Annotated in this window: 13 protein-coding genes and 1 tRNA gene; 5 read left to right on the forward strand and 9 right to left on the reverse strand. The window is 35.1% G+C overall.

The window, feature by feature from the left end:
• Positions 1–43: 43 nt before the first annotated feature.
• The 5 genes from C5L23_RS07425 to C5L23_RS07445 all read right to left on the reverse strand — a co-directional run bounded on the left by C5L23_RS07425 (position 44) and on the right by C5L23_RS07445 (position 4,141).
• Entirely contained in the window at positions 44–1,222 is a 1,179-nt protein-coding gene (locus tag C5L23_RS07425; RefSeq protein WP_240034443.1) for an MFS transporter, read from the reverse strand.
• A 158-nt stretch (positions 1,223–1,380) separates the two neighbouring features.
• Positions 1,381–1,962, reverse strand: a complete 582-nt coding sequence (locus C5L23_RS07430) for a uracil-DNA glycosylase family protein (RefSeq protein WP_133264682.1) — start codon at positions 1,960–1,962, stop codon at positions 1,381–1,383.
• 122 nt (positions 1,963–2,084) lie between these two features.
• On the reverse strand, positions 2,085–2,570 hold the full coding sequence (locus C5L23_RS07435; RefSeq protein ID WP_170168017.1) for a GNAT family N-acetyltransferase: 486 nt from the start codon (positions 2,568–2,570) through the stop codon (positions 2,085–2,087).
• Between the two features lie 115 nt (positions 2,571–2,685).
• Entirely contained in the window at positions 2,686–3,642 is a 957-nt protein-coding gene (locus tag C5L23_RS07440) for a Dyp-type peroxidase (protein ID WP_010008518.1), read from the reverse strand.
• Positions 3,643–3,754: 112 nt separating this feature from the next.
• Positions 3,755–4,141, reverse strand: a complete 387-nt coding sequence (locus C5L23_RS07445; RefSeq protein WP_237697930.1) for an iron chaperone — start codon at positions 4,139–4,141, stop codon at positions 3,755–3,757.
• A 218-nt stretch (positions 4,142–4,359) separates the two neighbouring features.
• Here C5L23_RS07445 and C5L23_RS07450 point away from each other — a divergent pair, with 218 nt between their 5' ends.
• Positions 4,360–6,420, forward strand: coding sequence for a KUP/HAK/KT family potassium transporter (locus C5L23_RS07450; protein WP_133264605.1), 2,061 nt, complete (start codon positions 4,360–4,362; stop codon positions 6,418–6,420).
• 87 nt (positions 6,421–6,507) lie between these two features.
• Positions 6,508–6,678 carry a YjzC family protein gene (locus tag C5L23_RS07455; protein ID WP_010008520.1) on the forward strand — a complete coding sequence of 57 codons (171 nt, stop codon included), beginning with the start codon at positions 6,508–6,510 and terminating at the stop codon, positions 6,676–6,678.
• A 141-nt stretch (positions 6,679–6,819) separates the two neighbouring features.
• Here the strand turns inward: C5L23_RS07455 and C5L23_RS07460 are convergent, their stop codons facing one another.
• Positions 6,820–7,818, reverse strand: coding sequence for a zinc-dependent alcohol dehydrogenase family protein (locus C5L23_RS07460; protein ID WP_010008521.1), 999 nt, complete (start codon positions 7,816–7,818; stop codon positions 6,820–6,822).
• Between the two features lie 206 nt (positions 7,819–8,024).
• On the opposite strand from C5L23_RS07460, the gene C5L23_RS07465 reads away from it, so the two are divergent.
• Complete coding sequence (locus C5L23_RS07465) at positions 8,025–8,315, forward strand: bacteriocin immunity protein (RefSeq protein ID WP_133264607.1); 291 nt, start codon at positions 8,025–8,027, stop codon at positions 8,313–8,315.
• A gap of 165 nt (positions 8,316–8,480) precedes the next feature.
• On the opposite strand, the gene C5L23_RS07470 is transcribed toward C5L23_RS07465, so the two are convergent.
• Positions 8,481–9,701 carry a pyridoxal-phosphate-dependent aminotransferase family protein gene (locus C5L23_RS07470; protein WP_010008523.1) on the reverse strand — a complete coding sequence of 407 codons (1,221 nt, stop codon included), beginning with the start codon at positions 9,699–9,701 and terminating at the stop codon, positions 8,481–8,483.
• 16 nt (positions 9,702–9,717) lie between these two features.
• Positions 9,718–10,929, reverse strand: a complete 1,212-nt coding sequence (locus C5L23_RS07475) for a Zn-dependent hydrolase (RefSeq protein WP_133264610.1) — start codon at positions 10,927–10,929, stop codon at positions 9,718–9,720.
• A gap of 108 nt (positions 10,930–11,037) precedes the next feature.
• Here C5L23_RS07475 and C5L23_RS07480 point away from each other — a divergent pair, with 108 nt between their 5' ends.
• Together C5L23_RS07480 and C5L23_RS07485 are read left to right on the forward strand one after the other, a co-directional pair.
• Complete coding sequence (locus C5L23_RS07480; RefSeq protein WP_133264612.1) at positions 11,038–12,618, forward strand: PucR family transcriptional regulator; 1,581 nt, start codon at positions 11,038–11,040, stop codon at positions 12,616–12,618.
• An 80-nt stretch (positions 12,619–12,698) separates the two neighbouring features.
• Positions 12,699–13,940: an MFS transporter gene (locus C5L23_RS07485; RefSeq protein ID WP_133264614.1), complete on the forward strand. Its 1,242-nt coding sequence runs from the start codon at positions 12,699–12,701 to the stop codon at positions 13,938–13,940.
• A gap of 440 nt (positions 13,941–14,380) precedes the next feature.
• On the opposite strand, the gene C5L23_RS07490 is transcribed toward C5L23_RS07485, so the two are convergent.
• A tRNA-Asn gene (locus tag C5L23_RS07490) sits at positions 14,381–14,452 on the reverse strand.
• Between the last annotated feature and the right edge of the window lie 202 nt (positions 14,453–14,654).

Consider the following 14,654-nt stretch of genomic DNA (forward strand, 5'->3'; position numbering starts at 1 on the left):
CCTGATGCCATAATTAAAAAGAGACATTTTAATAATACTGGCATTAATGCTCTTTCGGCTGATCTGGTAATAACAAAACAGACCCGGCGCCAATCACTAGTGACACCATGAATAAGATAAATATGGTACCAATCGACGTCCCATTATCCAAAAAGATACCTACCAGCAATGGACCAAGCACAGCACCGATTCGACCAATACCTTGTGCTAATCCTGTCATTGTGCCACGATACGTCATATGATATTGTTCAGGTGTTAATGCAATAATAGCCCCATAAGCACCTAGATTAAAAAAAGACAAAATACAACCCGCCAGTAAGGTCATAAACAATGATGTTGCACTACCAAATAATATAGCTCCACCAGCAGTGCCTACCATATATATTGCAAAGACGTATTTAATTTTAATTTTACCCGATAACCATGCTGCACCAAAGTAACCCGGCAATTGCGCAATGATCATTATTACTGAGTAACCGAAGCTAGTCACAATTGTATTGCCACGACTGATTAAAATACTAGGTAACCACATGAACATACCATAATAGCTAAACATTACCATCAACCATGCAAGCCATAACAATGGTGTGGTTCGGGTAAAAGCATGGCGCCAATTATCAATATTATGTCGGTCCTTTACATATTCAACATTGTCCTCTTGAATATGTTTACGAAATAATAATGCCACGAGCGCACTCAATACTGTCAAAAGAAGTAAACCACGCCAGCCTAAATACGGACTCAATAAAAATGATAATAGCGCTGCTACTAGCCAGCCTAATGCCCAAAAGCTATCAGCCAATATTAACATCTTCCGTCTAACCTTCCCTTGGTACAAATCAGATATAAAAGTAGCGGCCACAGGTAGCTCTCCGCCTAATCCAATACCAACGACAAATCGAATAACTAAGAACATGTAAAAGTTTGGTGAAAAGGCCAAAAAAGCATTACCGATTGAAAATATTAATAATGAAATTAATAATGTTTTTTTCCGTCCCATCCGGTCAGCCAGATGGCCCAAAATAAACGCACCCAAAATCATACCTACTGTACTCACCGAACTTAACATACCGGTTTGTGCAGCTGTTAATGCCCATTCCTTATGCACCAACGGCATAATATATGACAGCAGACCAACATCCATAGCATCAAACATCCAGGCCGTCCCAATAATAAGAAATACACGTAAATTATGATCCCGATTAACTATCCCTTTTGTCATCCCATTCATCTCCTAATTTTAAATTATTTTAGGTCTTTTTTACTTTTAATAAATTATAAACGAATCTGTGGACATTTCAATACTCAATTCAAAATAATAAAAAAACCTGTTATTATGACAAAATAACAGGTTACATTAATGATTCATTTTTTACTAAGCTATATGATTTTTTGGTTTAAAATACGGCTAACATTCAACTTCAAGTTTGGGACAACATCCTCTTCAAACCACGCATTGCGTTTCAACCAAATGTTATTACGCGGTGACGGATGAACGATTGGAAAATATTGTGGTAAGTACGCCTGATAATTTGCCACGATATCCGTAATTTTATCTTTAGCAGTTAGGTGTAAATAATACTTTTGTGCATAAGCACCAATTAAAATAGTTAATTGTAAATTGGGCATCTGTGCGAGTAAGCGCGTATGCCATTTTTCAGCAACACCTTTTCTCGGCGGCATATCACCAGATTTGGCCTTTCCCGGATAGTAAAAGTCCATGGGAATTACCGCAATTTCACCTGATTCATAAAAAATGTCACGATCAATACCCATCCACTCACGTAAACGATCACCCGACGCATCATTCCACATAATGCCTGTTTCTTGCACTTTTTTACCAGGTGCTTGACCAACGATGAGAATGCGCGCAGCTTTATTCACTGAAAAAATCGGTTCCCATCCCTTATTCGTATATGCGACATTTTGCGAATCTTCCATTATTTCTTGATAGATTGACATCATTTCTCCATAATACTATTTATTAAGGGCTGTGTTTGATAGTCCTACGTCATTAATTTACCAGTATTAAAGGCAAATAACCACCATTGATACATTAAAATTTGCTCATTATGATACGACTATTAAAGGACTTTTTCCAGATTGTACCATTGCTCGTTAGCATGCTGCGATGCTGATTCACCTCGGTTAATATAACCATTTTTTTCATAGAATGGAATACGATCTTCTAAACAAGTTAGCGCAATGCTTTCGCGCCCTTGCTCTCTGGCAACCTTTTCTAGAGCTTGTAGTAGTTGACTGCCAACACCTTGTCCTCGTGCTTCTGGTGAAACAGCAACTGTCAAAATCGTTTGATGTCCACCTGTGGCAATATTTTCAGGATTGTCCTCATACATCCAATCTTCAACAAAACGTGCTTGCACCGCTGGGCCACAAATGAATCCCAAAAGTGTTTTCTGCTCATCAATAGCCAATAAAAATGTCTCTGGGAAACGTTGAATTCGCTCAGTATATTGACTAAGTGATCCTGCTTCTTCGGGATTAAAACCAGCATTTTCAATGCGAACAATATCATCCAAATAACTTGACGTTGCATTTATAAATTTCATCACTATACTCCCATTAAACAAGCTTTTATTTTATCTTTATTCAAGATTAATAAGTTTATTATAACGAATGTCCCAGTTTGAGTAAATAATAGCACTTACAAAATGTAACAATATACTAATTTAAGTCACCATCAGCTATTTTTTCTAATAATGGCCGTGAAGGAATGAAAAATAATTGACCAAACAATATATCTGAAAAGTGTAACAAATAGTCTGACTGCTCTAACATTTGTTCCAGCATTGACTTAGTCACTTCCCAATGCCGAGCATAGCCCATAAAGTAAGTGCCTGTTTTACCTGAAGCTGGTTCAGAAAACGGTACATTCATACGAATAATTTTTTGCTCTTCACCATCAATTTCTACCTTAGAAGCCACATTATGTGCATTGTGGTATTTATCTTCATCTTCGAGCTCTAAATCACTAAATTTCTCTCGGCCAACTGCCTTTTCTTGTTCTTCAGTCTTTAAATTATGCCAGAAATCCATATCATGACGCCATTTTTGTGCAAACGCGTAACTGCCATTAATAAATGTCTCATCTTCATCACCAACGAGTGCATATTCTGCTGCATCATGGACATCAGGTGCTTCTGTACCATCAATAAAGCCAATAATTGCACGACCTTCAAAATATCTAAATCCTTTTGTTTCGTCGACTACTTCGGTAATATCCTTTAAGAAACGCATAAATTGTGTTTGCGCTTCATAAACTACCGCCTCATTGCTTGCTCGAATATGGAAGAAAATATCCCCATCAATAGCGGGCATTGTGTATTCATCATGTGACAGCGTTTGATATGTTTCTAACTCTTTTGGCTGGGGAGAATTAGGAAACAAAAATTGCCAGGCTTTTTGACTAAAACCAAAAGCAACCTTTAATTCGCTTTGTGATGCCAAATTTTTATCGCGAATTTTTAATGATCGGATAATCGCTTGTGAGCGATCCGCAAATTCAGCAATCGTCTCTTGGGCTACCTTTTGATTTTCACGAGTTAATTTTAAAATACTGAATTGGACATGTTCTCCAACATCTTTCCAAACATCTTGGGCTTTATTTGCATCAATTGGCATGGTAGTTCTCCTTTTTGTTTACAACTTAGAATAATTCTAACTTGATGTAATGTCAAGTTAATTTTAAAACACAAAAAAATACCTGTCGGCTGTTGTCCGCCCTACAAGTATTTTATTTACGCCAAAAATTTGATATATCTTGTTTATCTGAAATATTGTACGCAATCATTTTAGCTAACAAATCAAAATCTGTATGTCCGCCCCACTGGAAACGTACTAAAGCCTTCCCATATGATAATTGCCGTTCATCAAATACTGTTTTAAACTTTTGAATGGCCTTTTGTTCTGGTGCCACTGAGAAGTGCCCTTTCGCAACACTAAAACCGATGATAAAAGTACCATGATCCGTAAACATCGGTTGATTCCAAGCCATTATCTTAGTAAGTTGCGGATACTGACGGCTCACCCAATCCAATACCTGTGCCAATTCATTACGATGCGCTGGATTAGCAATTGTATTGAGATATTCGTCAAAATTAGTGACTTCTTTTGTCATCATAACCTCCTGAACTATCCATATCAATTCTGTGACATATATTAGTTAAAGTTTACAATACTTCTCAAAATGTATAGTCGTATTTGTTTGATAAAATTCGCACCACTACTTCATTCAGCACATACACTTACTTTAAATAATAAAAAACTACGCAACCAGGACAGAATGTGAGATAATAAGCGTCAGAATTTAGAAATATATCCTCAGGAGAAACACACCAAATGACACTAAAAAAGAATAAGTGGACTGCAGCCGGTGCATTGATTGCGCTTGGCATCGTATACGGTGATATCGGTACATCACCGTTGTATACCATGAATTCTGTCTTAAACAGCGCCCGCAATACAGAACAACTACAAGAATTTGTTATCGGTTCTGTGTCACTAGTCTTTTGGACGTTAATGTTGATTACAACGCTCAAGTACGTCTTTATTGCACTACGCGCAGATAATCATGGTGAAGGTGGTATTTTCGCGCTATACAGTCGTGTCAAAGATACGCACAAAAAATGGTTACTTATTCCTGCATTAATTGGTGGTTCTGCATTATTAGCAGATGGCACCTTAACCCCTGCTGTTACCGTAACGACAGCCATCGAAGGTTTAAAAAGTCAGCACATTGGCAACCTAGTCTTCCCAGACAATCAAACTTTAGTCATTGTCATTGTATCGATATTGCTACTCATGATTTTTATTTTTCAAAGAGCTGGTACCAAAAAAATTGGTAATATTTTCGGCCCTGTTATGCTGGTATGGTTTGGCTTTATTGGGCTTTTTGGATTCATTAACATCTTTGCTGATTTATCAATTTTAAAAGCGTTATCTCCCGTCTACGCCATACAAATTTTGTTTAGTCCAATAAATAAAAGCGGTATTTTCATTCTTGGTAGTATCTTCTTGGCGACAACTGGTGCCGAAGCACTGTATTCAGATATGGGTCATGTTGGTAAGAAAAATATCTACATTAGTTGGCCATTTGTTTATAGTATGCTAATTTTGAATTATATGGGGCAAGGTGCATGGATTATATCACATAGTCATCAAACCAACTTATTAGAACAATCTTCTAATCCTTTTTTTGAAATTTTACCGGGTCCTTGGCGTCTTGTTGGTGTTGCTTTAGCCACTCTAGCTGCTATTATTGCCTCACAAGCATTAATTTCTGGTGCTTATACATTAGTCAGCGAAGCAATCAGTATAAAAGTATTGCCACGATTGAGAACTTTCTATCCCAGTGACACTAGAGGCCAAATGTATATCAGTGCGGTCAATTGGCTATTATGTATCATTGCTATTTTTATTGTTATCTCCTTTAGAACATCGCATAATATGGAAGCGGCCTATGGTCTCTCAATTACAATTACGATGTTAATGACAACTGTTTTACTATTTGAATTTATTCGTCGACAAAGCAAAACCATTTTTGCGATTACCTTCTTGCTCATTTTTGGTTTTATTGAATCTGTTTTCCTCATTGCAAGTTTAGGGAAATTCCTTCACGGTGGTTATGCCACACTGATTATTATGGGAGTCATTTTGGCCGTTATGGTGCTTTGGTTCTATGGCAATAAGCGACGTGAAGCCATTTCAAGTAAGGATGATTATCTAACATTAAAAGACTATCGTAAACAATTAATGAATTTATCAAAGGATGTCGACGAACCAACCTTTGCAACGAACTTAGTTTATATCGCCAATATGCACCAAAATTATGCGCTCAAACGTTCAATCATCTATTCCTTGATTGGTTCTCGTCCGAAAAAGGCAGCCGTTTACTGGTTTGTGACGGTTCAAGAGTCATCTGATCCCCACGAAAAAAGTTATACACTCGACATGTTGGGAACAGAAAATATTATTCACGTTACTTTGTACCTTGGCTTTAAAGTTGAACCGCAAATTCACACCTACATTAAACAAATCGCCAATAACCTCGTCAAACAAAAGATTTTGTCACCACAATTCCCTAAATATGCCATTGATAAACATGGTAATATTGGTGACTTTAAGTACGTTATTGCGACTCAATATTATGCTGATTTGCTAAACCTACCACAAATTAGTTCAATTGATCGCTTACTCATCGGTGGTAGATTATGGTTACAATCACACACTGTATCACCAAGTAACTTTTATGGCCTAGAATTCAGTGATGTTATTGAAGAAACTGTGCCATTATTCATCGAACAATCTGACAAAAAGAAATTGGTCCAACGTTCAATTAAGAATACTATTAAAAAAAATACAGTCCTAGTATCAATAAAGTGGCATACAAAATATTTATAATCATAATTTGAACAACTTTTACCCCTTCGTCATATAATAAGGGTGTAGGCGATATTGATCACCTAGTAATCGAAAGGAGCAAAAGCAATGGCAGATAATAAGTTAATCAATCCCGGCACTGATAATCAGCCCGCTGGCCGTTACCAAGAGGTTGGACCTCGAGGTGGCACCGTTCCCGATGGTAAAAACGTCATGATCGATCAAGGTGACCGCTTGCCACCTACCAATAAGCCCGGAGATAAATGGGTTAAGGCATAAATCGATTTATAATTGAATATTAAAAGTCCGCTATGTTAGCGGGCTTTTTTGGTTAATTTAATTACGATCCATATAGTATCATCACGTTTTGCACAAAAAAGAAGGCAACTACTTTCCTTCTCTTCTCAGCTTTAAATATAATTAATCTGATACTTTAACAACGGCTTTGTTCACATTTTCAATCTTACCTTCTAGACAATCTTCAACTTCTTCCAGAGATAATTCATGACTGATTGAACTTTCAGCTTCAATATTACCAGATTGCAGTAAGGCAATTGAATCTTCAAAGGCAAACGGATTAATGAATGAACCTTGAATCGTTAATTGCTTTTGGAAAATTTCATATGTGTTGATTTCAAATGTTTGATCAGGCTTACCAACACCAAACATTAATACTTGTCCACCCTTGGCTGCCATTTCGATGGCTGCCTTTTGGGTTGCTGGTAAACCAACGGCTTCAACAACAATATCATAGCCTGACTTAATGTCATCTTTTAAGGTATTAAAAGTCTCAACTGCACCAAGTTCTTTCATTTTCTTTAACTTTTCATCACTGATACCTGCAGCATCGACTTGATGAACACCGTAAGATTGAAGTGCTTGTACAAATAATTGGCCAATAAAGCCATCCCCAATAACCAAAGCCTTTTGATAAGGCGTTAACTTGATTAGGTTGATACCATGAATCACACAGCTAATTGGTTCAATCATGGCAGCTGCTTTAAACGACACATTTTCTGGAATTGAATAAACAACTGATGAAGGCGCCGTTGTGTACTCTTCAAAACCACCGTCACGTGTTACCCCAACAGCAGATAATCCGTCTGATAATTCAGGACGGCCAGTACGCGTGTAAAAATCATCATCTTTATAAATATTGGGGTCAATTGCGACACGATCTCCAACTTTAACATTTGTGACATTTTTCCCAATCGCAGCTACTGTACCAGAATTTTCATGTCCTAATACAATAGGTGGCTCTGCTGGTGCTGATCCGGGCAAGCCACCATAAAGATGCTTATCAGTGCCACAGATACCAGCATACACAATTTTTACCAAAACCTCATCATCTTGGGGTTTTGGCTGTTCTAAGTCCTCGATAGCTAACTGCTTGATGCCATTCAAAACAAGTGCTTTCATGAATTCTTATCTCCGTATTCTTCAAATATATGGACATATAAATAGTAACCATTACTATTTGATACAAGAATAACAAACTTCCATTGCAGATACAATAGTAAAAGTTATTTTATATGCGATAATTTTAATCAATTTCATGATAAAAAGTGTATAATGGCGGTGCAGTCATTAACAGATATCAAATTGATATCAGAAAGGTATTCAGAATGAACAAAAAAGATACTGCCCTTTTTTCAGCGATTGATATTGCTTACAATGATCCCGACGTTAAAGATAATGCTGATCTAGCAAGAATATTATTAAATTCTGCCAAGGCACTCGAGAATGGTGTCAATCGCCAAACAATCAAAACTAAATTAAACAATGCGATTGTAGGATATTCTCTGACGCATAATATGAAACTACCAGCCGCAATAGTAAAACTACATCAAATAATTAGTCCAAGCGCTGAATTTTCGAGAGGAATTCCTGCAATTGGTCAATGGTTATCACGTTAGTCATCCGCAGTTATAACAATTGCTGAATATAGCAAAATATCCTGATAATCTCAGTGACCAATGATTTGTTGGCATCAACCTTATCAGGATATTTTTATAATTATCAATAGCGGATTAACAGAAAACTAAGTAAAAGAAACTGTCCTTATGGATAGTTTCTTTTACTTAGTTTTCTAATTCATGATAAGCTTCTGTAACCCAATTTAATGCTAGTGCTGTATTCACTTTCACACCATTTTGTGCTAATACACTGGCAAAAATTGATAAGAATCTTAACACATAATGTTTCTGTGCAACATATCCCATCAAACCAACACGCCAAATTCTGCCTGCCATTGGTCCAAAACTTGATGCAATTTCAACACCATAATCATTAAGCAGAATAGCTCTTATTTTATCTCCAGCAACACCTTCTGGAATTTCAACAGCTACCATATTAGGCATTTCGTGGTCTTCGTCACCAAATATTTTCAAGCCCAATTTTTTGAGACCTTCTTTTAATATCTGTTGTTGCTTTATTTGCCTATTAAAGCGCTCAAATATTCCCTCATTTTCAACAGCTAATGAAAGAGCCTCATGCAAAGTATAATTTAAAATTGTTGATTCTGTATGATGATTCAACCTTGCCGGTGACCAATAATCCATCAACTGTGTTAAATCAAGATAGTTTGAATTAATATAATTCTCTGATATATCGGATTCTGACGTCGCCACTCCTGCTTCGACACGTTTACGTAACTTAATTTCATCTGCAAAACGTTCATTAAACGTAATTGGTGTAATACCAGCCGGTGCTGATAATGATTTTTGAGCGCCTCCAATTACTGCATCTAACTCCCAATCATCAACGGGAATACTTACTCCCATAAAGCTAGCTACAGCATCTACAATTGTGAATGCTCCAACGGTTTTCGCAGCTGCACCGATTTTATCAATAGGTTGTAATCTTCCAGTCGATGTTTCGCCATGTACAATAGCTAATACTTTGGGTTTAACTTCATTAATTTTCTTAATAATATCCTCTTGATTAAATACTGTTCCCCAATCAGTATCCATCGTAATAACTTTGCCACCAGCGCGTGTAGCTAATTCTACTGCCAAATCACCAAATCGCCCCATCCGTGGCACCAACACTTTATCTCCGGGTGAAACAATTGAATTAATAACGGCTTCTAATCCTGCTCTTGAAGCCCCATCAATTGGAAATGACCAATAATTTTTAGTCTGAAATGCTTTACGAATAAAATCCATATTTTCATTCATAATTTGTGTAAATGCAGGATCAAATTGTCCCAAAATAGCATTACTTGCAGCTTGTGAAACACGTGGATCTACCATAGTCGGTCCAGGTGTCATAATTTGACGATCAGTAATTTCCAGTGACATAATTTTATCTCCAATTCTAATATGCTAACTTGTAAAGAGCTTTTTTTAACACATGTTGACCATTTAAAAGATCATCATCTTGTGTTTGTTCTAGTGGTGAATGACTAACACCATCAATACTAGGTACAAAAATCATTCCAGTAGGTATTTTGTAAGATATAACCTGTGCATCATGCCCTGCACCTGAAGGCAATGAAGTATAAGTTAATTCATGATCTTCCGTTGCAGCAACCAAAATTTTCTGTAACTCGTCAGACATTTTAGTTGATTTTACATTGGTTGTGGGTTCAATAGTACCCTGATACTGATGGACTATATTTTCAACTTGAGCGAAGTACTTTTCCAAAATATCCTGGTTAAGTTGCCGCATATCTAATGAAAAAGTAACTTCTCCAGGAACAACATTTGACACATTAGGTAGTACATCAAATTGTCCAATAGTGTAACGTAAATCAGCTACATCATCAAGACATTCATGAATGTTACTGATTAATTCTATAGCTTGTCGTAAAGCATCATGTCGCATATTCATTGGCGTTGTGCCCGCATGGTTAGCTTGTCCGACAATTTTAATTTGTGCTCGTTTTTGTCCAACAATACCTGTGACAATACCAATATTTTGAGATGTTTGTTCTAGAATTGGTCCTTGTTCAATATGTAATTCGAGATATTTCCCAATATTCCAATACTCTTGAATGGGCATCTCATGTTGAAGTTCAGTCACTGCTAATTGTCGAGCAGTTTCAAAAACAACTCCCTTGTTATCAGCAAGACTTAAAATACTTTCGTCAAATTGATTAGTTAAATAACGAGACCCTGTAAACGTCGCATCAAAGCGTGAACCTTCTTCTTCAGAAAAAGATACTGAAACTATTGGTACTTTAGGGGTACCATGCTGCTGTACGAGCTCACCTAATGACGTTAAACTAGAAAGTACACCATAGGTACCATCTAAACTACCACCGTTAATTACTGTATCAATATGTGAACCTGTTAAGATAACTGGTTGTTTATTAATATCTTTAGAAGTAGATGCGTATACATTACCCATGTTATCCACAAACGGATATAACCCATAATTGCGTGCAATTTCAGCATATTTTTTTTGTGCTAATATCCAGTGTTCATCGTACACACATCTAGTAACACCATGCTGGTTAGTTGCGCCAATCATCTTAAACTCGTTCAATAATGTGATTAAACTTTTTAATTGTGTGATTTTTGACATGCCATCTCCTTAATAAGATTATTATGTCAATAATTCTCGCAACAAGCATTGTAAAATTGCATAATTTAAGCTAATATTTTAGTTAAAATTTATAAATTTGGAGCTGCTATGCAACTATCTATACTATTAAATCAACCACAATTCAATCGTATTCTTTTAGCTAATCATACTGCAAATTTAGATGTCAATGTTATTACGATTGGTATGATGGAAGCACCGGATATAGCAGAATATGTCGTACCTGGTCAGATACTGGTGACCACAGGTTTTCACTTTCAAAATAATATTCCCGCATTAATTGCCCTTATTGAGGTCATGTCAAAACATCGTGCAGCAGCTATAGGTATTAAACAACATCGCTATTTTGACAAGATTCCCGATGTAGTTTTGCAAAAAGCTAATGACCTCAAATTTGCAATTCTTCTACTACCGGCAGACGTTGGATTATCAGTTATTGTGCGTGATTTATTACATGTTGTCTTAGAACAGCAAACTGACCAATTAACTAATATTATGCAACAAACACTTTTATTATCACAATTCATATTGAAAGGGAGAAGCGATCAGGAAATACTAACACAAATTGCTTCTCTATTAGGCCATAATGTTTTTTTGATCAACTCATATGGCCAATTGATTTCAAAAAATAACAACGCCATTATTAATCAAGAAGATCTAGAAGAGAACACTCGAAAGTTAGATCTACTCAGTATTAATAACCAACAACTATTGTACTTAAAAGATACTGCAGTTTTACTATTTCCATTAAAATCGGACAACAATTTAAATCGACGCTTTTTAATTCTTCAACAAAAATCAATAGAATATTCTGAACAACGGTTACTCATTGAAAATATTGTTAATCTTTTGAGCTTAGAAAATATGAAAGTTCAAATGAATATATCGACTTCCCGCATTCGCCAAAACGAATTATTTGTTACTTTACTAAACCAATCACTTTCAAAAAATATTATCTCAAGCAACCTCAAACTCAATGGATTCAGTGTTGACGATTATTATCAAGCTTTTGCCATTGAAGATATGAATTTTATTAAAGCACCCAATCATAATTCTATTATGCATCGTGTTTCTTCATTAATTCATTGGTTTTTTGAAAAAAAGGATATTACTCCGATTACTATTTATTGGAATTTTCAATTATTTGTTTTATTACCATATTCTACTAATATATTAGCCGAATTAAAATTATTACAAAACTTCCTACAACAAACACTTGTTAACTCAAAGATACACATTGGTTACACACCTTATGAGCAAACATTGCTAGATATCAAAAAACTTGTTAATGAAGCAACTGAAGCATTAACATTATCTATTCATAGTAATAAAGCCAAATTAACAAAATTTCGACCAAAACAAGTATCTGATCTCCTACAATTATTACCTGAAAAAGAGACAACCACTTTTATTGATAACATTCTAAAACCCATACTGGATATTAAAAATAAAGACGAGCGTGAACAATTATTGCAAACTATTGCTTATTACTTTACAGAAAACCGTTCAATTCTATCTGTATCAAAAATATTATTTGTTCATCGAAATACTACGATGTATCGTTTAAAAAAGATCGAAAAACTACTCGGATTTCAGTTGGATGATTTCAATGAAAGTGAACAATTACAATTAGCAATTCGATTATATATGTTAAACAAGCCAAAAATTTAATTTTTTTTGTATTGAAAGCACGATGAAATGTTTTATTTTTTCTACATAATTAACTAAAGATTAGTTTTTAAGGAGAAATTATGACAAATCATCAAACCAATGCTAATATTGTTCAAAATTCCTGGAAAAAAATAGTGCTTTTAAACTTTTTTGGCTGGATTTTTATATATGCTGATCGTACTATTTTAAATCCAATTATGCCAAATATTCAAAGTCATTTTGACTTGAATAATTCACAACTAGGTTTGATTTCATCCGTCTTTTTTCTAACCTATACCTTTGCACAAATTCCTTTTGCTGCTATTGCAGATTACCTTGGGAAAAAATGGGTTATCGGATTAGGATTTGTTTTTTTTGGTCTAATGACACTGCTTTCTGGTATTGTAACCACATTTGGCCTTTTCTTATTGATGCGTGCACTGACAGGAATTGGTGAAGGAACATTTTATGGTCCCTCATTCAGTCTAGCTTCTGAAAATATTCCTACTAAAAAATTAACATTCGGTACAGCGCTTATTAATTCCGGACAAGCATTCGGACAAGCAGCTGGTACACTACTTTCTAGCTTTTTAGTATTACAATATAATATGCATTGGTCTTCACCGTTTATCATTATTTCAATTCCAACCGTTCTTGTTGGCTTAATGTATCTCATCTTTGTTAATGAAAAACGCCGTCTTAAAAATTTAGAATCAAATAATCTTCATAGCACTATGTATCAAAATAGCAACAATGAACTAATTAAAATAGACGTTAAAGCATTATTCAATAAAAATTTAATACTCACTTACCTTTTGCTATTCGCGTCAATTTACGGTCAAATTGCCATGTTAACATGGTTACCCCAATTTTTAATTACCGATCGCGGTATATCTGGTGCCAGTGTTGGTTGGATTGCTTCCATCGTACCTTTTGCCTCCATACCAAGCTCCCTAATTTTTGCAAGAATTAATGATAAATTATCTAACCCAAAATTACTGCTTTATATCTTGATTCCCATCGCTGCCTTAGCACTCATGATTGGTATGTCAATTAACTCTTACCCTGTACTAATTATTGCCCTATTAGTTTATGGATTTACCGGTAAAATGGCTATTGACCCTATTTTACTTTATACAGTTAACAAGAATGCCAAAGCTAATCAATTATCTACAACCCTTGGCGTATACAATTTCTTTGGTATGATTGCATCCATTCTAGCACCATATCTTACTGGCGTATTTATTGATCTAACTGGTAGCATGGTTATTGGTTTTTACTTTTCAGCCATTTTACTAATTCTTGGTTTGGTGGGCTTTAGTTTCGTTAAATATGAGAAATAATACATTTAATGGACTACACCATCAATCAATCGACATACCAAAAGAGCGGATATGTCATTTCAAAACTACTTTTATATAGTTAAAAAATGCTTGTGTGTATTATGTTGAGCTACTACAAACCACCTTTCAAAAAAGAAATTTGTGAAATATGATGGTATTGAACATTCAGTTTGTGCTATCGTGTTTCAAACAAAAATTCCTTGTCCATATTTTATATGAAGTAGAGTTCATTGCAGCACTGAAGAATTATTTTTACTAAATAAAAAGGAACCTGTATTGATATAAAGGTTCCTTTTTTATTTTAAAATATACGTTATTAAATATTCTCTATCCGTTTTTTATTGTATTACCTTTTTGAAAAAATAAAATACATTTTACCATTGTGCTGATTATTACAAACTAAAAATAGCATATCCATTTATTATTTTTTATATAACATACTGCTCCACCTGGATTCGAACCAGGGACCTGCGCATTAACAGTGCGTTATTCTACCGCTGAACTATGGAGCAACAATAATTCTAGTATATTATCTTAACTCATAGTGGTCAATACAGTAATCAAATTAATATTTTTAAATAACTATGTACTTTATTTTAAACAATATCTAGTCAGCACATATAAAAAATATTAATAATTCTCCATTTTTATATACAGTAAAAATCTATCGTTGAAAAGTTGAAGCATAATACAGTATCATAATGGATTCTCAAA

The sequence above is a fragment of the Leuconostoc fallax genome (assembly GCF_004354645.1).
Lineage (GTDB): Bacteria > Bacillota > Bacilli > Lactobacillales > Lactobacillaceae > Leuconostoc_B > Leuconostoc_B fallax.